This is a genomic window from Paraburkholderia solisilvae, assembly GCF_902859875.1.
Taxonomy (GTDB): domain Bacteria; phylum Pseudomonadota; class Gammaproteobacteria; order Burkholderiales; family Burkholderiaceae; genus Paraburkholderia; species Paraburkholderia solisilvae.
On sequence record NZ_CADIKF010000084.1, the window covers coordinates 1 to 18,553 of the forward strand.

The following is an 18,553-nucleotide window of genomic DNA, read 5'->3' on the forward strand; positions in this document are numbered from 1 at the left end:
GCAGCGGCCGGCACGGAAGCCGCGACCGCGGCCGCCGCCCGGGCGGGCACGGCCGGTATCGCGGCAACGGGTACGCGCGGCGGCGCTTCGAGCGGCGGCAGTTGCTGCGTCGCCCAGTACCAGTCTTCGGTGAACACGAACTGGATGCTCGCGACCGCCGGCCCGCGCACTTCGATATGCGTATCGCGCCACGGGGAAAGCGGCGGCTTGCCGCCCAGATACTCGACGCCGATATTGTGGCCGCCGACGAACGCGCACTCGCCATCGACCACGACGATCTTGCGGTGATTGCGGAAATTGAGCTGGAAGCGGTTGACGAAGCGCTGGTTGGTCGCGAACGGATGCATCTCGACGCCGCCCGCGCGCATCGCGGCGACATAGCGATGCGGCAGATCGAAGCTGCCGATGCTGTCGTACAGCACATACGCGCGCACACCTTGCGCGACTTTCGCGATCAACGTGTCCTTGATCAACTCACCGAGCGCGTCGGCGCGCACGATGAAAAACTGCACGATCACATAGCTGCGTGCGTTTTCAATCGCTTCGAGGATCGCGGAGAAGGTGGCTTCGCCGTTCACCAGCGTGCGCACCGCGTTGCCCGGCAGGAAAGGCATGCCCGACAGGCGCGTCAGCGAACGCACGAGGTGCGCGCCGAGCGCCTGCGCGGGCCGTTCATGCGACGACTGCGTGTCCCATTCGGGCGGCTGCGCGCGCGTGCGCAGCAGTTCGTTGCCGAAGCGGCGCGCATCGACATAGCCGGCGAATTTGCTGCGGCCGAGAAACAGATACGGAATGAGCGTCAGATACGGCATCGCGACGAGCGATACCGCCCATGCGATCGCACCTTGCGAGGTACGGGTATGCAGGATCGCATGGCATGCGGCGATGGCGCCCAACAGGTGGCAGAGAAACACCAGCGTGCCGATGTGAAGCAGATCGAATTGCATAAGCGTGCGAAGGATTGTTCGAAGCGTTGCCGGCGCGTTCAGATGAGAAAACGGCCCGGCGAGAGTACCTCATGAGCACAGCCGCACCTATCTTACCGAACCGTGCGCGGACAAAGCGCGGCCCGCTCCGATTTCGCGTGTGAACAAACGTATTGTGCGGCGCATCGGTCGTGCGAGGCGAGGCGCGTGCGTCTTCCGTGCGCCTGCCGCGTCACCGCCAAACGACCTTGCTGCGGCCTCTGCTATCCGGCTCGTTGAAGTTTGTGGTCAACGAGCCCTCACCGCGTTGCATCGCAGCGCCCCATCGCGCACGTCGCGCACCGTTGCCGCGCAAGACTCAGGCGGGCAAATCGCACGCCTGCAACAGAAAGACATTGTCGTCGCCGGCGCTGGTCGACAGCCATACGAGGTTGAGGCCGCCGAACGACGCTTCGGCATTGGCACGCTCGTTGCCGATCTCGACCACAAGCACGCCGTCATCGGTCAGCCAGTTGTGCGCGCCGGCGATGATGCGGCGCACGATATCCATGCCGTCGCTGCCGCCGGCGAGCGCCATATCGGGCTCGTTGCGGTACTCGGCGGGCAGCGTTTGCATCGATTGCGCATTCACATACGGCGGATTCGCGATGATCACGTCGTAGCGGCGCTCGGCCAGCGGTGCAAACAGGTCGCCTTCGAACAGCACGACGCGCTCGTCCAGTTGATAGTCGGTGACGTTGCGCGTCGCGACTTCGAGTGCGTCCGGCGACAGATCGACTGCGTCGATGTCCGCATTCGGAAACGCATGCGCGGCGAGGATCGCGAGGCACCCGGAGCCGGTGCACAACTCGAGCACGGCCGAGACTTCTTCCGGGTCTTCGACGTACGGCTGCAAGCCGTCCTGCAGCAACTCGCCGATATACGAGCGCGGCACGATCACGCGTTCGTCGACATAAAAGCGGTAGCCGTGCATCCACGCTTCCCGCGTGATGTACGCGGCCGGCACGCGTTCGCCCGCGCGCCGTTCGATCACCTTCAGCACCGCGTCGATTTCGTCGGCGGTGAGGCGTGCATCGAGGAACGGGTCGAGCAGATCGAGCGGCAGATGCAGCGTGTGCAGCACCAGATACGCGGCTTCGTCATATGCGTTCGCGGAACCGTGGCCGAACGACAGTTGTGCGTGATTGAAGCGCGACACCGCGTAACGCAACAGGTCGCGCACGGTCGAGAACGGCAGAGCATCCGGATGGGACGAAGTGGTCATCGCAGCGGGTCCTCGCTCAGGCGATCAGTTGTTCTAGCACGCGCCGATACACGTTCTTCAGCGGCTCGATAGAAGCCAGCTCGATGTGCTCGTCGATTTTGTGGATGCTCGCGTTCAGTGGTCCGAATTCGACCACCTGCGGGCAGATTCGTGCGATAAACCGGCCGTCGGACGTACCGCCGGTGGTCGACAGTTCGGGCACGATGCCGGTTTCGGCGCGGATCGCTTCCGTCAGCGCATCGGACAGGTCGCCGCGCGGCGTGAGAAACGGCAGGCCGCTGACGGTCCACGTCAGTTCGTAGTCGAGGCCGTGCCGCGCGAGAATCGCGTGCACGCGGCTTTGCAGGCCGTCCACTGTGCTCGCGGTCGAGAAGCGGAAATTGAACATCAGCTCCGCGTGGCCCGGAATCACATTGGTCGCGCCGGTGCCGCTGTGCAGGTTCGACACTTGCCACGTGGTGGGCGGGAAGTACTCGTTGCCGTCGTCCCAGCGTTCTTGCACCAGCTCCGCGAGCGCGGGCGCGAGCAGATGGACCGGGTTCTTCGCGAGATGCGGATACGCGATGTGCCCCTGCACGCCTTTGACGATCAGCTTGCCGGACATCGACCCGCGCCGGCCGTTTTTCACCATATCGCCGAACCGCGCGCTCGAGGTCGGCTCGCCCACCACGCAATAGTCGAGGCGCACGCCGCGTGCGGTCAGCGCTTCGACCACCTTGACGGTGCCGTCGGTCGCGACGCCTTCTTCGTCGCTCGTAATCAGAAAACCGAGCGAGCCGCGATGCCGCGGGTGGGCCGCGACGAATTCCTCGCTCGCCACGACGAAGGCGGCCAGCGACGTCTTCATATCGGCCGCGCCGCGACCGTATAGCTTGCCGTCGCGATGGGTCGGCTCGAACGGCGGCGACGACCATTGCTCGAGCGGCCCGGTCGGCACGACATCGGTATGGCCCGCGAATGCGAGCAGCTTGCCGTCGGCGCCGGCGCTGCCATGCCGCACCGCCCACAGATTCGTCACGCCGTTCGATTCGATCGTCTCGCACGCGAAGCCGAGTGCGGCGAGGCGCTCGATCATCAGGCGCTGGCAATGCTGATCGTCGGGGGTGACGGACGGACGCGCGATCAGCGCTTCGGTAAGGGCAAGGGTGCCGGACATGGATTCAGAACTGCTCGTCGAGACGGTGAATGAAAAAATGCCGGCCCACAGGATGGCGGGGCCGGCAGCGATGATCGAAACATACTACTGCGGTCAAGCGTATTGCGGTAAAGCCGCACCGCGCTGACGGAGCGTCGAAACCATGCCGAGATTGCCGATCATCGATCGCGCCGCATCGTATCGCGCCGCGCGCAACGGCGCTCAGGCAAACAGCGCGTCGTATTGATCGGCGGCAAAGCCGAGCGCCTTGACCCGCCCGTTGACCACGACCACCGGCCGCTTGATCACCGAAGGCTTGTGGATCATCAGCGCGATCGCGCCGGCTTCGCTGTCCGCCTCGGCCTTCATGGTGTCGGACAAGCCGCGCCATGTCGTGCCGCGCCGGTTCACCAGCGATTCGAGCGGCACGTCCTTCATCCAGTCGCGCACGAGCGGCTCGGACACGCCGGCTTTCTTGAAGTCGTGAAACTCGAACTCGACGCCGTGCTCGTCGAGCCACACGCGGGCCTTCTTCACGGTGTCGCAGTTCGGAATGCCGTATACGACGACGGTCTTCGCCGCTCCCCGCGAGGCCATCAGTCGCCTCGCAGCAGTTCGTTGAGGCCGACCTTCGCACGCGTTTTCGCGTCCACCTTCTTGACGATCACCGCGCAGTAGAGGCTGTGCGTGCCATCCTTCGACGGCAGGTTGCCCGCGACCACCACCGAGCCCGCCGGAATGCGGCCGTAGCTGACTTCGCCGGTTTCGCGATCGTAGATCTTCGTGCTCTGGCCGAGGTACACGCCCATCGAGATGACCGAATTCTCCTCGACGATCACCCCTTCGACCACTTCCGAGCGCGCGCCGATAAAGCAGTTGTCTTCGATCACGACCGGGTTCGCCTGCAGCGGTTCGAGCACGCCGCCGATGCCGACGCCGCCCGACAGGTGCACGTTCTTGCCGATCTGCGCGCACGAACCGACGGTCGCCCACGTGTCGACCATCGTGCCTTCGTCGACATAAGCGCCGATATTCACATACGACGGCATCAGCACGACGTTCTTCGCGATATACGAGCCGCGGCGCGCGACGGCCGGCGGCACGACGCGAAAGCCGCCGGCGGCGAAATCGGCGGCCGTGTAATTCGCGAACTTGCTCGGCACCTTGTCGTAGAACTGGGAGAACCCGCCGGCCGGGATCGGCGCGTTGTCTTCGAGACGGAACGACAGCAGCACCGCTTTCTTCAGCCATTGATTGACGACCCACGCGCCGTCTTTCTTTTCGGCGACGCGCATCTGCCCTTTATCGAGCTGCTCGAGCGCATGCGCGACCGCGTCGCGCACGTCGGCGGGCGCCGTCTTCGGCGAAAGGTCCGCGCGGTTGTCCCACGCGTTGTCGATGATCTGCTGAAGTTGTTGCGACATAAGTTCGTGATGGGTTGAAAGGGTGGAATGATGAACCGGCTGCGTCAGCGGCCTCGTCAAGCGGCCCAGCCGGGCGGCCCGTTCATGCTGGCAATCGGGCTGGCAGTCGGGCAGGCAATCGGGCAGGCGCTCATGCAGGTGGCCAGCGAGTTTGTCCGCGGGTCGATCAGCGCTTGAGTCCGCGGCAAAAATCGACGACTCGCTGCGCGCCTTCGGTGCACTCGTCGACGTCGGCGACCAGTGCGATGCGTACGAAGTCGCGGCCCGGATTGGTGCCGTGCGCGGTACGCGCGAGATACGAGCCCGGCAGAACCGTCACATTATAGTCGGCGTACAGGCGCTGGGCGAACTCGGTGTCCGACAGGCCGGTGCGTGCGACGTTCGCCCACAGGTAGAACGCGGCGTCGGGCAGCCGCACGTCGAGCACATCGGCCAGCATCGGCGTGACGGTCGCGAATTTCTGCGCGTATTTCGCGCGGTTCTCGCGCACGTGCGTCTCGTCGTTCCACGCGGCGATGCTCGCGCTCTGATAGACCGTCGAGAGCGCCGCGCCGTGGTACGTGCGATAGAGCAGGAACGATTTGAGAATGGCCGCGTCGCCCGCGACGAAACCCGAGCGCATGCCCGGCACGTTCGAGCGCTTCGAGAGGCTCGACAGCACGACGAGCCGTTCGTAGCCGCGGCCGAGCCGGTGCGCGGCTTCGAGGCAGCCGAGCGGCGGTTTCGTTTCGTCGAAGTAAATCTCGGAATAGCACTCGTCGGACGCGATCACGAAGCCGTAGCGGTCCGACAGATCGAACAGCTCGCGCCAGTCGTCGAGGTTGAGCACCGCGCCGGTCGGGTTGCCCGGCGAGCAGACATAGAGCAGTTGCGTGCGCGCCCAGACGTCGGCGGGCACCGCGCTGTAGTCGCAGGCGAAGTTGCGCGCCGGGTCGCTGTTCGCGAAGTACGGTTGTGCGCCCGCCAGCAGCGCGGCGCCTTCGTAGATTTGATAGAACGGGTTCGGACAGAGTACGATCGCGGGCTCGCCGGCCGCGGTGCGGCGCGGGTCGATTACGGTTTGCGCAAGTGCGAAGAGCGCTTCGCGCGAGCCCGCCACCGGCAGCACCTCGGTGGCCGGATCGAGCGGCGGCAGGTGGTAGCGCTGCGCGGCCCAGTGCGCGATCGCCTCGCGCAACGGCGGCGCGCCGAGCGTGGCCGGATACGCGGCAAGGCCGCCGAGCGACGCCACGACCGCCTCGCGAATGAGCGCGGGCGTCGGGTGTTTCGGCTCGCCGATGCCGAAGCTGATCGGCTTGACGCCGGCCGGCGGTGTCACGTCCTTTAAGAGCAGACGCAGCTTTTCGAACGGGTAGGGCTGGAGCGAGTCGAGTAGCGGATTCACGTGACGGACCGGGCGGAGTGGAAACGGCGATGACGGACGGCCGCCGCGCGGCGCTGGACGACCTGACGATCGCGCCGGATGGGCCGCGCGGTGAAGCGACGGCGGGCGGCGCGGCGCAGCGCAGCGCGAGGCGGCTGGCGGGCAAGCGGATGATTATAGCTTGGCGGCGCGCTGCGCAAACGGCTGGACGCGCGTGACGGCCGACGCGACGCCTCGGGCGGACGAACGTAAATGGAGTGAGAAACAATGCGAGCATTTTTCGCTCGATCGACACGAGCGGCGGACGCGGTCCGGCCAGCAGAAGGGACGGGCCGGAAAGACCGGACGGGCCGGACTGACCCGACAGACGCCACGCCAGCGCAGGACGCCGCGCAATGAACCCACGGCCCATCGTTCAATTCAATGGCGCCCCGACACTCGCGATCCTGCTCGGCGCGTCGATCTGGGGCGTGGTCTGGTATCCGTTGCGTACGCTCGCGGCGCTCGGCGTGTCGGGCAGCGCGGCGAGCGCGCTGACGAGCGCCGCCGGTTGCCTCTTCGTGCTGCTGGTCAGGCACCGCTCGCTCGCGACGCTGCGCTGGCACTGGCTGCTGCCGGCGCTCGCGCTGGCCGCCGGCGTCACGAACCTCGGCTTCGTATGGGGCGCGATTCACGGCGAAGTGATGCGGGTGCTGCTGCTGTTCTATCTGACGCCCGCCTGGACCGCGCTGTTCGCGCATTGTCTGCTGCGCGAACGGCTCACCTGGCCGGGCGCCGCGCTCGCGGCGCTGTCGCTCGCCGGCGCGATGCTGATGCTGTGGTCGCCGCGCCTCGGCCTGCCGGTGCCCGGCAATCTCGCGGAATGGGCGGGACTCGCGGGCGGCATGGGCTTTGCGATGAACAATGTGCTGACGCTGAAGATGGTGCGCGAGCTGCCCGGCATGAAGGCCGAGATGCGCACCGTGACGGTGTTCGGCGGCGCCGCGCTGGTCAGTGCGTGCGCGGCGCTGTTCGAGGCGACGCCCGCGCCGCCCACCGGCGCGCATCTGGCGACCGCGGCGTGGCTGGTCGTCCTGCTCGGCAGCGTGTTGGGCACAAACAACATGCTGGTGCAGTATGGGCTCGCGCGTGTGCCGGCCAACCGTGCGTCGATCATCATGCTGTTCGAGCTCGTCGTGACCGCGCTGTCCGCGTGGCTGCTCGCCGGCGAGACGCCGGGGCCGCGCGAATGGGCGGGCGGCGCGTGCATCGTGCTCGCGTCCGCGTTGTCGAGCTGGGTGCATCGGGGCAAACCCGCGTCGCAAGCGGGCGACGACAGCGACCCGGAGCGCCGGAACCGCGCGCGCGCGATGGTATGATTGCCCCTGCCTGTTCCGGTGGTACAGGGAGCAGGCCATTCAGGCGGTACGCTTTGTTGCGCGCTTATCTGACGCCTCGCCAGGTGGTCGGCGCACCGTGATCCGGGCGGCCCGAACCTGAATCGAGATGCGTCACGGTGTCCTCCGGCCGGCTGGCCGCGCGGACTTATCCGCCCGCGGCATCCGGGGCGGTCAGATGAGCAAACACCTGAGCGATCCGTGTTCATTCTCTTTTTTCAATCAGCGATCTCGCCGTGCGTCTGACATCGATCAAACTCGCTGGCTTCAAATCATTCGTCGATCCCACGCATTTCCAGGTTCCGGGCCAGCTGGTCGGCGTGGTCGGTCCGAATGGATGCGGCAAATCCAACATCATCGATGCCGTGCGCTGGGTGCTCGGCGAATCGCGCGCGTCCGAGTTGCGCGGCGAATCGATGCAGGACGTGATCTTCAACGGTTCCACTGCGCGCAAGCCCGGCAGCCGCGCGAGCGTCGAACTGGTGTTCGACAACGCGGACGGCCGCGCGGCCGGCCAGTGGGGGCAATACGCGGAGATTGCCGTCAAGCGCGTGCTGACGCGCGACGGCACGTCGAGCTACTACATCAACAATCTGCCGGCCCGCCGGCGCGACATCCAGGACATCTTCCTCGGCACCGGCCTCGGGCCGCGCGCGTACGCGATCATCGGGCAGGGCATGATCGCGCGGATCATCGAAGCGAAGCCCGAAGAGCTGCGCGTGTTCCTCGAAGAAGCCGCGGGCGTGTCGAAGTACAAGGAGCGCCGCCGCGAAACCGAAAACCGCCTGCACGATACGCGCGAGAACCTGACGCGCGTCGAGGACATCGTTCGCGAACTTTCCGCGAATCTCGAGAAGCTCGAAGCGCAGGCCGTCGTCGCGACGAAGTTCAACGAATTGCAGGCCGAAGGCGAAGAGAAGCAGCGGCTTCTGTGGCTGTTGCGCAAGAACGAGGCGGGCGGCGAGCGCGAGCGTCAGCAGCGCGCGATCGAACAGGCGCAGATCGACCTCGAAGCGCATACCGCGAAGCTGCGCGAAGTCGAAGCGCAACTCGAGACGCTGCGCGTTGCGCACTATTCGGCAAGCGACGCGATGCAGGGCGCGCAAGGCGCGCTTTACGAAGCGAATGCGGAAGTGAGCCGCCTCGAGGCGGAAATCAAATTTATCGTCGAATCGCGCAACCGCGTGCAGGCGCAGATTGCCGCGTTGAGCGCGCAGCGCGAGCAGTGGCAGTCGCAAGCGGAAAAGGCGCGCGGCGACGTCGCGGACGCGGAAGAACAACTGGCGGTCGGCGAAGAGAAAGCGGCGATCGCCGAGGAAGCCGCCGCGGCCCGACACGACGCGCTGCCCGCGCTCGAAGCGCGCTGGCGCGATGCGCAGACGCAGTTGAACGACGAGCGTGCGAACATCGCGCAGACCGAGCAGGCGCTGAAGCTCGAAGCTGCGCACCAGCGCAATGCGGATCAGCAGTTGCAGCAGTTGCAGCAGCGCCACGAGCGGCTGAAGACCGAAGCCGGCGGGCTCGATGCGCCGGACGAGACGCAGCTCGAAGAATCGCGGATGCAGCTCGCCGAGCACGAAGCGATACTCGCGGACGCGCAGACGCGCCTCGCCGACGCGCAGGAGACGCTGCCGCGCCTCGACGCGGAGCGCCGTGAAGCGCAGGAGCGGGTGCAGGCGGAAAGCGCGCAGATCCATCAGCTCGAAGCGCGCCTTGCGGCGTTGAAGCAGTTGCAGGAGAACGTGCAGACCGAAGGCAAGATCCAGCCGTGGCTCGACAAGCACGAGCTGGGCGCGCTGCCGCGTCTGTGGAAAAAGCTGCATGTCGAAGCCGGCTGGGAAACGGCGCTCGAGTCGCTGCTGCGCGAGCGGCTCGCGGCACTCGAGGTGTCGAATCTCGACTGGGTCAAGGCGTTCGCGTCCGACGCGCCGCCGGCCAAGCTCGCGTTCTATTCGCCGCCGCTCGCGGGCCAGCCGGCCGCGGCGCCGGGCACGCTGCGGCCGTTGCTGTCGCTCGTGCGCATCGACGACGCCGGCTTGCGCGCGGTATTGAACGACTGGCTCAGCAGCGCGTTTGTCGCCGACGATCTCGCGCAGGCGCTGCAGATGCGCGCGCAACTGCCCGAAGGCGGCGCGTTCGTCGTGAAGGCCGGGCATGTGGTGACGCGCGTCGGCGTGCAACTGTATGCGGCCGATTCGGAACAGGCCGGCATGCTCGCGCGTCAGCAGGAAATCGAAAACCTGACGCGTCAGGTGCGCGCGCAGGCGCTGCTCGCCGACGAAGCCAAGGCCGCGGCGATTCGCGCCGAGGCCGCGCACACGCAGGCTTCGCAAACGTTGAACGACGCGCGCCAGCAGGCCGAGCGCGCGACGCAGCGCGTGCACGCGCTGCAGATGGACGTGCTCAAGCTCACCCAGGCGCACGAGCGCTACATGCAGCGCAGCACGCAGATTCGCGAGGAACTCGAAGAGATCACCGCGCAGATCGACGAGCAGCGCGCATTGCGTGCCGAGTCCGAAGCGAACTTCGAGCGGCACGATGGCGAGCTGGCCGAACTGCAGGCGCGTTTCGAAGACCATCAGCTCGCGTTCGAATCGCTCGATGAGGAATTGACGAATGCGCGCGCCGAAACGCGCGATCTCGACCGCGCCGCCACCGATTCGCGCTTTGCGGCGCGCAACATGGCAAACCGCATCGAAGAGTTGAAGCGCAGCATTCAGGTCGCGCACGAGCAGAGCGAGCGGGTCGACGGCTCGCTCGAAGACGCGCGCGCCGAACTCGAGACAATCAACGAGCAGACCGCGCACACCGGTCTGCAGGATGCGCTCGCGGTGCGTGCGGTCAAGGAAGAGGCGCTGCATGCCGCGCGTCTCGACCTCGACGACCTGAGCGCCAAGCTGCGTGCGGCGGACGAAGCGCGACTGACCGCGGAGCGCGCATTGCAGCCGCTGCGCGACCGGATCACCGAACTGCAACTGAAGGAACAGGCGGCGCGTCTGAACGCCGAGCAGTTCATCGAGCAACTGGCCGCGGCGGGCGTCGACGAGGCGCAACTGCAGGCGAAGCTCACGCCGGACCTGAAGCCGTCGTACCTGCAAGGCGAGGTCACGCGCATCAACAACGCGATCACCGCGCTTGGGCCTGTGAACATGGCCGCGCTCGACGAGCTGAAGGCCGCGAGCGAGCGCAAGACCTTCCTCGACGCGCAGTCGCTGGACTTGAACAACGCGATCGAGACCCTCGAAGACGCGATCCGCAAGATCGACCAGGAAACGCGCACGCTGCTGCAGGGCACGTTCGACGAGGTGAATCACCATTTCGGCGAGCTGTTCCCGCGTCTGTTCGGCGGCGGCCAGGCGAAGCTGATCATGACCGGCGACGAAATTCTCGACGCCGGCGTACAGGTGATGGCCCAGCCGCCGGGCAAGAAAAATTCGACCATTCACCTGCTGTCGGGCGGCGAGAAGGCGCTCACCGCGACCGCGCTCGTGTTCGCGATGTTCCAGCTGAACCCGGCGCCGTTCTGTCTGCTCGACGAGGTGGACGCGCCGCTCGACGATGCGAACACCGAACGGTTCGCGAACCTCGTGCGGGCGATGTCGGGTAAGACGCAGTTCCTCTTTATTTCGCACAACAAGATTGCGATGGAAATGGCGCAGCAACTGATCGGCGTGACGATGCAGGAGCAAGGGGTATCGCGAATCGTCGCGGTCGACATGGAAACTGCTGCCGGATTTGCCCAGAATATCGTTTGAATCCGCGGTGCGCGTGTCGTAGCGTCGCGCGCCGCGGCGTCCGGGATAACCGGACGCGGAACCTTTGCTGCGCAGGCGGGCTGCCGACACACCGGCGGCGCGCGGGACGGCGGTGAAGGTCGGGCGGTGCCGGACGGCGATGGCGCGTCGCATAGAAAAGAATTGCTGATGGAGCGTGCATGGACGAGTTGACACTCGGGTTAATCGGCGCGGGCGCCGTAGTGGTCGGGGGCGTGGTGGTCTATAACGCGTGGCAGAGCGCGAAGGTGCGCCGCCGGATGCCGCGGCCGATGCCGAGCGACGCCGCCGACCCGCTGTCGCGCGACGATCACGAAGAGCAGAGCCCGTTCATCGCGCCGGCGCGGCCCGCGCCCCGCCGCGAAGGCGTGCCCGGCGGCGACGGCGATGCGTCGCAGCGCGTCGAGCCGACCTTCGGTGCGGCGCCGCCGCTCGATACGCCGGCGGATATCCAGGCCGAGACGACCTCGCCGAACGGCTTTCCCGAAGGGGAAGACGCCGCGGCGGAGCCCCGCGCGCGCGCGTCGATACAGTCCGCGCAGTCGGGCCAACCCGGCCAACCCGGCCAACCCGACGAGCTGGTCGAACCGGTCATGCCGGCCGCGACCACCATCTCGGCGGCGCCGCCGGCGGTGGTCGATCGGCGTATCGACTGCATCGTGCCGATTCGCCTTGGCGCGCCGGTGGCCGGCGACAAGGTGCTGCCGCTCGCGCAGCGCCTGCGCCGCGCGGGCAGCAAGCCGGTGCATATCGAAGGCAAGCCGGATGGCGGCGGCGCATGGGAGCTGCTGCAAAACGGCGTGCGCTACGAGGAACTGCGCGCGGCCGCGCAGCTCGCGAACCGCAATGGCCCGTTAAACGAGCTCGAGTTCTCGGAGTTCGTGAGCGGCGTGCAGCAGTTCGCCGACGCGCTCGATGGCGCACCCGAATTCCCCGACATGATGGAAACCGTATCGATGGCGCGCGAACTGGACGGCTTTGCCGCGCAGTGCGACGCGCAACTGTCGATCAACGTGCTGTCGGACGGTGCGCCGTGGTCCGCGAACTACGTGCAGGCGGTCGCGTCGCAAGACGGCCTGCTGCTCTCGCGCGACGGCACGCGCTTCGTGAAGCTCGATGCGAAGCAGAGCCCGGTTTTCATGCTGCAGTTCGGCGACACTAACTTCCTGCGCGACGACCTCACCTACAAGGGTGGCCAGATGATCACGCTGGTGCTCGATGTACCGGTTGCCGACGAGGACATCCTGCCGTTCCGCCTGATGTGCGACTACGCGAAATCGCTGTCCGAGCGCATCGGCGGACGGGTCGTCGACGATCAGCGCCGGCCGTTGCCCGAAGCCGCGCTGCTCGCGATCGAAAAGCAGCTGATGACGCTCTACGCGAAACTCGAGCAGGCGGGGATTCCGGCAGGCTCACCGGTTACGCGGCGGCTGTTCAGTCAGTAGGTCATCGCGGTGGTTCGTCCTGGTGGTTGGTTCTGGTTAGTTGGTTCTGGTAGTTCGTCCTGGTAAGTTCATCACTGCAGTTCATCGCAGTAGTTCATCCCGGCCGGGTCGGCCAACAAGACCGGCGAACAAGGCCGGCGAACAGGCTAGCGCCAGCAGGCGCGCGGGCCACCGCGGCTCAGCGCCTGCCGTGATTTGTCGCGCGCATCGCCGCCACACGCCGCGCGCGCCGCAATGCGCCATGCTTGCGTATCGCGCGCCCGTGCAGGCTTAACGGCTCGCCGAAGATGAAAGCGGCCGCCGCCATTTGGTTGTACCTACGCAGCCGCTTTGCTCGCACGGTGTCGGTCATCCGTTTCCGCTTTCGGTTGCGGATGCGATTTCCCGCGAGCCCGGGCTTCATTCGACCTCCTTCGGCCACCTGCCGTCGCCGATGCACGCCTTCGCCGGCATCCATTGCTGCCTGCCGCCGTCATGCCGCGTGAGCCGATGGCTGGTCGACGCATTGCCGGCGAGCGCCAGCCGCACGATCGGCTCGCGTGCCTGCGCCGGATGAGCGGGCCCAACCCATAGCAGCGCGGCTGCCAACCCCATGCTCCAGACCGACCACGCGGCACGGCGGACCATCGCGCGGTTCAGGCTTGCGGCACACGGGCATACAGATTCAAAAGGCTTCACGGACGTTCCTCGCGATGCGCCTTCACAAGGCGCGATGCATGTTCAGGGTTGCCAAGGTCGCATCGCCGCCATGCAGTGTCAATCGTGCTGGCGAGGCGCTGGCCGAATGGCCAGGGGACGGGAACCTGTCGCGCGCAAGCGTGTCCGCGCGTGTCTGGGCCCGCACGGAACTGGCCGTTTGGCCGATGTCACGCGACACGCTTCCTGAGATAATCTGGCGTCTGAACTTCATCTGCGAATCTGCTGACAGCATGGCCCGAACTCCGTCCTCCCATTCCGCCAGCCGCGCCGCGGCGAATGCTCCCGCCGAGCGTGCGCGGTGGCTGCGCGAGCAGCTCGAACGCGCGAACTACGCGTACTACGTGCTCGACCAGCCGGAGTTGCCCGATGCGGAGTACGACAAGCTGTTCAAGGAACTGGAGCAGGTCGAGGCCGCGCATCCGGATCTGATCACACCCGATTCGCCGACCCAGCGCGTCGGTGGCGAAGTCGCGAGCGGCTTCGAACCGGTCACGCACGACATGCCGATGCTGTCGCTGAACAACGGCTTTAGCGACGAAGACATCGCCGCATTCGACAAGCGTGTGTCCGACGCGCTTGGCCACGCGCCGGTCGACTATGCGTGCGAACTGAAGTTCGACGGCCTCGCTATTTCGCTGCGCTATGTGGACGGCAGGTTCATGCAGGCGGCCACCCGAGGCGACGGCGCGACCGGCGAGAATGTGACCGAAAACGTCCGCACGATCCGTTCGATTCCGCTCACGCTCAAGGGCCGCCGTGTGCCGAAAGTGCTAGACGTGCGCGGCGAAGTGCTGATGTTCAAGCGCGACTTCGAGCGTTTGAACGAACGGCAGCGTGAGGCCGGTCATCGCGAGTTCGCGAACCCGCGCAATGCGGCGGCGGGCAGCCTGCGGCAGCTCGATCCGAAGATCACCGCGCAACGGCCGCTGTCGTTTTTCGCGTACGGAATCGGTGTGCTGGAAGGCGAGCCGATGCCGGATACGCATAGCGGCCTGCTCGACTGGTATCACGAAATGGGTTTGCCGGTGAACAGTCAGCGCGCCGTCGTGCAAGGGGCGGACGGGTTGCTCGGGTTCTTCGGCAAGGTCGGCGGCAAGCGCGATGCGCTGCCGTACGATATCGACGGTGTGGTCTACAAGGTCAATCGCCGCGACCAGCAGGAGGCGCTCGGCTTTGTGTCGCGCGCGCCGCGTTTTGCGCTCGCGCACAAGTTCCCGGCGCAGGAGGCGCTGACCACACTCGTCGCGATCGACGTGCAGGTCGGCCGCACCGGCGCGATCACGCCGGTCGCGCGGCTCGAGCCGGTGTTCGTGGGTGGCGCGACGGTCACCAACGCCACGCTGCACAACGAAGACGAAGTGCGGCGCAAGGACATCCGGATCGGCGACACGGTGATCGTGCGCCGCGCGGGCGACGTGATTCCGGAAGTGGTCGGCGCGCTGATCGAGCGGCGCCCGGCCGACGCGAAAGAATTCGTGATGCCGACAGCCTGCCCGGTGTGCGGCTCGGCCATCGAGCGACTGCCCGACGAAGCGATCGCGCGTTGCAGCGGCGGCCTCTTTTGCCCCGCGCAGCGCAAGCAGGCGCTCTGGCATTTCGCGCAGCGCCGCGCGCTCGATATCGACGGGCTCGGCGAAAAGATCATCGACCAGTTAGTCGAGCAGAACCTCGTGCGCACGCCGGCGGACCTGTTCAATCTCGGTTTCGCGACGCTCGCCGCGCTCGACCGCTTCGCGGACAAGTCCGCGCAGAATCTGCTCGACTCGCTGGATAAGGCGAGGCACACGACGCTTGCACGCTTCATCTATGCGCTCGGTATCCGGCACGTCGGAGAATCGACGGCGAAAGATCTCGCGAAGCATTTCGGCTCGCTCGATCCGATCATCCGCGCGAGCGTCGACGAATTGCTCGAAGTCAACGACGTCGGGCCGATCGTCGCTGAAGCGATCCATCAGTTCTTCGCTGAAGAGCACAACCTTACGGTTATCGAGCAACTTCGCGCGCCGGGTCGGGTAACGTGGACCGAAGGACCGCCTGCGCCGAAGGCGCCGCAAGGCGTGCTGGCCGGCAAGACGATCGTGCTGACCGGCACGCTGCCGACGCTCGCGCGCGAAGACGCGAAGGCCATGCTCGAGGCGGCCGGCGCGAAAGTCGCCGGTTCCGTATCGAAAAAGACGGATTACGTGGTCGCGGGCACGGAAGCGGGCAGCAAACTCGCGAAAGCTGAGGAACTCGGCGTTCCCGTGCTCGACGAAGAAGGTATGCGCAAGCTTCTGGAGAGGCAGACAACATGATTCGCGAAATTCTGAAGATGGGCGACCCACGCCTCTTGCGGATTGCCCAACCCGTCGATCACTTCGATACGCCCGAACTGCACGAGCTGATCAAGGACATGTTCGAGACGATGCACGATGCGAACGGCGCGGGTCTCGCTGCGCCGCAGATCGGCGTCGATCTGCAGCTCGTCATTTTCGGCTTCGGGCATAACGAACGTTACCCGGACGCGCCGCCGGTGCCGGAAACGGTGCTGATCAATCCGACCATTACGCCGGTGTCGCAGGATATGGAGGAGGGCTGGGAAGGTTGTCTGTCGGTGCCGGGCCTGCGCGGGGTCGTGAACCGCTTCTCGATGATCCGCTATCACGGCTTCGACCAGTTCGGCAAACCGATCGACCGTGTCGCGGAGGGCTTTCATGCGCGGGTCGTCCAGCACGAATGCGACCACCTGATCGGCAAGCTGTACCCGATGCGGATCACCGACTTCTCGAAGTTCGGCTTCACGGAAGTGCTGTTTCCGGACCTCGATCCGCGCAGCGACGACTGAGCGGTCGGCGTCGGCTGTGCGTCGAGCCGTTTCGGTACCGCGGTGGCCGTTGGCGCATTGCCGCTAGTCGCGGGTATTCGATGTCGGAAAAGTCAAAAAGCCCATGCGGTTGGACACAGCGCATGGGCCTTCTAATGAGTGACTGGCGATAGAAACGCCGCCGGAAGTGGCCGGGCGACAGAAGCGGCTGCAGCAAGCGGGACACGGAAGCCACGACACAGAAGCATGACGCGAAAAGCGCAACGCACCGCTGCGCGTCATGATCCCGCCGCCTAGAACATCTCGTCGGCGGAAAGATATCGCCATTGGCCCTGCGGCAACGCGCCGAGCGTCACATGGCCCATCCGCACGCGTTTCAGGCCGACCACCTGCAAGCCGACCAGCTCGCACATCCGGCGAATCTGGCGCTTCTTCCCTTCGCGCAGCACGAAACGCAACTGCTCGCCATTCTGCCAGCTGACCTGCGCAACCTTGAGCGGGACGCCGTCCAGTTCCAGACCGTGCCGCAACTGCGCAAGACTCTCGGGCGGAAAGTGCTGTTCGACGTCGGTTTGCACGTCGCCGTACGTGACGCGCACGAGGTACTCCTTGTCGACTTCCGAGTGACCGCCGATCAGCTGTTTTGCGATGCGGCCGTCCTGCGTCAGCACGAGCAGGCCGGTCGAATCGATGTCGAGGCGTCCGGCCGGCGCCAGCTGGCGCAGATGCGCGACGGAGTAACGGATATCCGTGCGGTCGCCGTCCCAGCGGTTTTCCGGCGTCACCAGCGTGATGGCCGGCTGGTAGCCGTCCTCGGCCTGACCGGACACGTAACCGATCGGCTTATGCAGCAGGACCGTCACCCGGCTGGCCTGCACCGCTTCGGCGGCCGGGTCGATGTCGATCCGCACGTCAGGCCGCACGCGCGTACCGAGCGTATCGATCCGTTCGCCGTCGACGGATACCCAGCCCTTTTCGATCCATTCGTCCGCTTCGCGGCGCGAGCACAGGCCCAGTTCGGACATCAGCTTCGACAGGCGCAGCATGCCGGGTGCGTCTTCGTAGTCGCGGCGCGGTGAGCGCTCGCCGGCATCGGCCGCTGCCGGGCGGACCGCGCCGGCGGGCTTGCTGGACTTGCCGGGCTTACCGGCTTTGCCGCTTCGCGGCGTTCCGGCTGCCGCGCGCGGCGCATGGTCGTCGCGCGTGAAGTGCTCCTGCCGGTCCGCATAGGCGCCTTTGACAGGACGCGCGACCGTTCGCTCGCCGCGGCTCGCCGATTCACCGGCGCGCGGCGCCTGCCGCTCGCGCGCGGCGGCCGGTCGTTCGAGATCGCGCGAAGCGCGGGCGCGCGGTGGCGTATCCCTGTCGGTGGACGATCGGGACTCAGCGCCGGCACCGCGCGTCGTGCGTTTGATCTCGTTGGCGCTGCCGCGCGCGTCGCCGTACGACCGCCGCTGCGGCGCGTCGCCGGACGAACGCGGCGGGCGATCGCTGTCGCGGCCGCGCGAATCGCGCTTGCCGGTGCCCGGGCCGACTTCGCCGCGTCGCGGCGAAGCGGCGCCTGCCGATGAACCGCGAGTCGTTCGTTCGGCGCCTGGCGTGCGTTGGAAGCGTTCTGCGTCGCCGCGCGTGCGTGGCGCGGCGCGTGTCGTACCGCGTTCTGATGCCGAAGCCGCGCCCCGCGGTGCGCGCGCGTCATCGGAGCCGCGCCGTAGTGCGGCTCCGGCAGACCTGCGTTCGCCGGATGCATCGCCCGTCGCGCGGTTGCGGCCGCCTGCGGCCGCTGGCTTGTTCTCACGTGCGTCGTCTGAACGCGTGCCGGTTCCGCGGGGACGATCGAACGTCGGCTTGCTCGTCCGCTCGCCGCGCTCGCTGCTGCTCCCGAATGCGCGTCCGGCGCCACCCTCGGCGCGCCGGCCCGGTGCTGGAGCGGGTCTCTCTCCTTCAGCGTACCGCCCGGTCCTCGCGCCGGGTTTCGCACCCTCGGCATACCGCCCAGCCGCAGCACCCGGCTTCGCGCCTTCAGCGTATCGCCCGGTCCTTGCGCCGGACTTCGCATCCTCAGCACGCCGCCCAGCCGCCGTACCTGGCTTCGCATCCTTGGCGTATCGTCCCGCCGTCGTACCTGGCTTCGCATCCTTGGCGTATCGTCCCGCCGCCGTACCTGGCTTCGCATCCTTGGCGTACCGCCCAGCCGCCGCGCCCGGCTTTGCACCCTCAGCGTACCGCCCAGCCGTCGCGCCCGGTTTCGCCCCTTCGGCACGCCGCCCAGCCGCTGCCCCGGGTTTCCGGTCGTCCCCGTCCCGCGCAACGCGCGGCGCTCGCTGCGCCGCACCGGCCGCGCG

16 protein-coding genes and 1 pseudogene are annotated in these 18,553 nt (G+C 66.8%); 7 read left to right on the forward strand and 10 right to left on the reverse strand.

Features of this window, described 5'->3' with window-relative positions; genetic code table 11:
- The 3 genes from HV675_RS30695 to dapE all read right to left on the reverse strand — a co-directional run.
- Positions 1-947 (reverse strand): phospholipase D-like domain-containing protein (locus tag HV675_RS30695; RefSeq protein WP_175115223.1); only part of this gene is annotated, 947 nt, incomplete at its 3' end.
- 337 nt (positions 948-1,284) lie between these two features.
- Positions 1,285-2,190, reverse strand: a complete 906-nt coding sequence (gene prmB / locus HV675_RS30700; protein WP_175115224.1) for a 50S ribosomal protein L3 N(5)-glutamine methyltransferase — start codon at positions 2,188-2,190, stop codon at positions 1,285-1,287.
- 16 nt (positions 2,191-2,206) lie between these two features.
- Positions 2,207-3,346, reverse strand: a complete 1,140-nt coding sequence (dapE, locus tag HV675_RS30705; protein ID WP_175115225.1) for a succinyl-diaminopimelate desuccinylase — start codon at positions 3,344-3,346, stop codon at positions 2,207-2,209.
- Here dapE and HV675_RS32840 point away from each other — a divergent pair.
- Entirely contained in the window at positions 3,345-3,473 is a 129-nt protein-coding gene (locus tag HV675_RS32840; protein WP_281364189.1) for a hypothetical protein, read from the forward strand. The genes dapE and HV675_RS32840 overlap by 2 nt on opposite strands.
- A 74-nt stretch (positions 3,474-3,547) precedes the next feature.
- On the opposite strand, the gene HV675_RS30710 is transcribed toward HV675_RS32840, so the two are convergent.
- The 3 genes from HV675_RS30710 to dapC form a co-directional block, all read right to left on the reverse strand.
- Positions 3,548-3,922, reverse strand: a complete 375-nt coding sequence (locus HV675_RS30710) for an ArsC family reductase (RefSeq protein ID WP_175115226.1) — start codon at positions 3,920-3,922, stop codon at positions 3,548-3,550.
- Positions 3,922-4,749 carry a 2,3,4,5-tetrahydropyridine-2,6-dicarboxylate N-succinyltransferase gene (dapD, locus tag HV675_RS30715; RefSeq protein ID WP_175115227.1) on the reverse strand — a complete coding sequence of 276 codons (828 nt, stop codon included), beginning with the start codon at positions 4,747-4,749 and terminating at the stop codon, positions 3,922-3,924. The genes HV675_RS30710 and dapD overlap by 1 nt, the downstream gene beginning before the upstream one ends.
- 166 nt (positions 4,750-4,915) lie before the next feature.
- The gene (gene dapC / locus HV675_RS30720) at positions 4,916-6,133 is read right to left on the reverse strand and encodes a succinyldiaminopimelate transaminase (protein ID WP_175115228.1); all 1,218 of its coding nucleotides are present in this window, start codon (positions 6,131-6,133) and stop codon (positions 4,916-4,918) included.
- Between the two features lie 29 nt (positions 6,134-6,162).
- Here dapC and HV675_RS30725 point away from each other — a divergent pair, with 29 nt between their 5' ends.
- The 4 genes from HV675_RS30725 (at position 6,163) to HV675_RS30740 (ending at position 12,706) form a co-directional block, all read left to right on the forward strand.
- On the forward strand, positions 6,163-6,330 hold the full coding sequence (locus HV675_RS30725; protein WP_175115229.1) for a hypothetical protein: 168 nt from the start codon (positions 6,163-6,165) through the stop codon (positions 6,328-6,330).
- Positions 6,331-6,507: 177 nt separating this feature from the next.
- The gene (locus HV675_RS30730; RefSeq protein WP_175115230.1) at positions 6,508-7,470 is read left to right on the forward strand and encodes a DMT family transporter; all 963 of its coding nucleotides are present in this window, start codon (positions 6,508-6,510) and stop codon (positions 7,468-7,470) included.
- A 254-nt stretch (positions 7,471-7,724) separates the two neighbouring features.
- Positions 7,725-11,243 (forward strand): chromosome segregation protein SMC, encoded by a 3,519-nt coding sequence (gene smc / locus HV675_RS30735; protein WP_175115231.1) that lies wholly within the window; start codon positions 7,725-7,727, stop codon positions 11,241-11,243.
- A gap of 179 nt (positions 11,244-11,422) precedes the next feature.
- On the forward strand, positions 11,423-12,706 hold the full coding sequence (locus HV675_RS30740) for a cell division protein ZipA C-terminal FtsZ-binding domain-containing protein (RefSeq protein WP_175115232.1): 1,284 nt from the start codon (positions 11,423-11,425) through the stop codon (positions 12,704-12,706).
- Between the two features lie 178 nt (positions 12,707-12,884).
- Here HV675_RS30740 and HV675_RS30745 read toward each other — a convergent pair whose 3' ends face one another.
- The 3 genes from HV675_RS30745 to HV675_RS30755 form a co-directional block, all read right to left on the reverse strand.
- Positions 12,885-13,109, reverse strand: a complete 225-nt coding sequence (locus tag HV675_RS30745; RefSeq protein ID WP_175115233.1) for a hypothetical protein — start codon at positions 13,107-13,109, stop codon at positions 12,885-12,887.
- Positions 13,106-13,333, reverse strand: coding sequence for a hypothetical protein (locus tag HV675_RS30750; protein WP_175115234.1), 228 nt, complete (start codon positions 13,331-13,333; stop codon positions 13,106-13,108). Before HV675_RS30750 ends, HV675_RS30745 begins: the two co-directional genes overlap by 4 nt.
- Positions 13,334-13,406: 73 nt before the next feature.
- Complete coding sequence (locus HV675_RS30755) at positions 13,407-13,637, reverse strand: hypothetical protein (RefSeq protein WP_175115235.1); 231 nt, start codon at positions 13,635-13,637, stop codon at positions 13,407-13,409.
- Here HV675_RS30755 and ligA point away from each other — a divergent pair.
- Entirely contained in the window at positions 13,636-15,699 is a 2,064-nt protein-coding gene (gene ligA, locus HV675_RS30760) for an NAD-dependent DNA ligase LigA (protein ID WP_175115236.1), read from the forward strand. The genes HV675_RS30755 and ligA overlap by 2 nt on opposite strands.
- Positions 15,696-16,229 (forward strand): peptide deformylase, encoded by a 534-nt coding sequence (def, locus tag HV675_RS30765; protein ID WP_175115237.1) that lies wholly within the window; start codon positions 15,696-15,698, stop codon positions 16,227-16,229. The genes ligA and def overlap by 4 nt, the downstream gene beginning before the upstream one ends.
- Positions 16,230-16,501: 272 nt before the next feature.
- On the opposite strand, the pseudogene HV675_RS33025 reads toward def, so the two are convergent.
- Positions 16,502-17,755 (reverse strand): annotated as a pseudogene (locus HV675_RS33025) (pseudouridine synthase); the annotation flags it as partial.
- Positions 17,756-18,553: the final 798 nt, after the last annotated feature.

What these genes read in the sequence shown, in the direction of transcription:
- prmB (WP_175115224.1), bottom strand. Translation starts at nt 2,190, where the DNA reads ATGACCACTTCGTCCCATCCGGATGCTCTGCCGTTCTCGACCGTGCGC.
- HV675_RS30725 (WP_175115229.1), top strand. Translation starts at nt 6,163, where the DNA reads ATGACGGACGGCCGCCGCGCGGCGCTGGACGACCTGACGATCGCGCCG.
- HV675_RS30730 (WP_175115230.1), top strand. Translation starts at nt 6,508, where the DNA reads ATGAACCCACGGCCCATCGTTCAATTCAATGGCGCCCCGACACTCGCG.
- HV675_RS32840 (WP_281364189.1), top strand. Translation starts at nt 3,345, where the DNA reads ATGGATTCAGAACTGCTCGTCGAGACGGTGAATGAAAAAATGCCGGCC.
- ligA (WP_175115236.1), top strand. Translation starts at nt 13,636, where the DNA reads ATGGCCCGAACTCCGTCCTCCCATTCCGCCAGCCGCGCCGCGGCGAAT.
- HV675_RS30755 (WP_175115235.1), bottom strand. Translation starts at nt 13,637, where the DNA reads ATGCTGTCAGCAGATTCGCAGATGAAGTTCAGACGCCAGATTATCTCA.
- HV675_RS30740 (WP_175115232.1), top strand. Translation starts at nt 11,423, where the DNA reads ATGGACGAGTTGACACTCGGGTTAATCGGCGCGGGCGCCGTAGTGGTC.
- dapE (WP_175115225.1), bottom strand. Translation starts at nt 3,346, where the DNA reads ATGTCCGGCACCCTTGCCCTTACCGAAGCGCTGATCGCGCGTCCGTCC.
- HV675_RS30745 (WP_175115233.1), bottom strand. Translation starts at nt 13,109, where the DNA reads ATGAAGCCCGGGCTCGCGGGAAATCGCATCCGCAACCGAAAGCGGAAA.
- def (WP_175115237.1), top strand. Translation starts at nt 15,696, where the DNA reads ATGATTCGCGAAATTCTGAAGATGGGCGACCCACGCCTCTTGCGGATT.
- HV675_RS30710 (WP_175115226.1), bottom strand. Translation starts at nt 3,922, where the DNA reads ATGGCCTCGCGGGGAGCGGCGAAGACCGTCGTCGTATACGGCATTCCG.
- HV675_RS30750 (WP_175115234.1), bottom strand. Translation starts at nt 13,333, where the DNA reads ATGGTCCGCCGTGCCGCGTGGTCGGTCTGGAGCATGGGGTTGGCAGCC.
- dapD (WP_175115227.1), bottom strand. Translation starts at nt 4,749, where the DNA reads ATGTCGCAACAACTTCAGCAGATCATCGACAACGCGTGGGACAACCGC.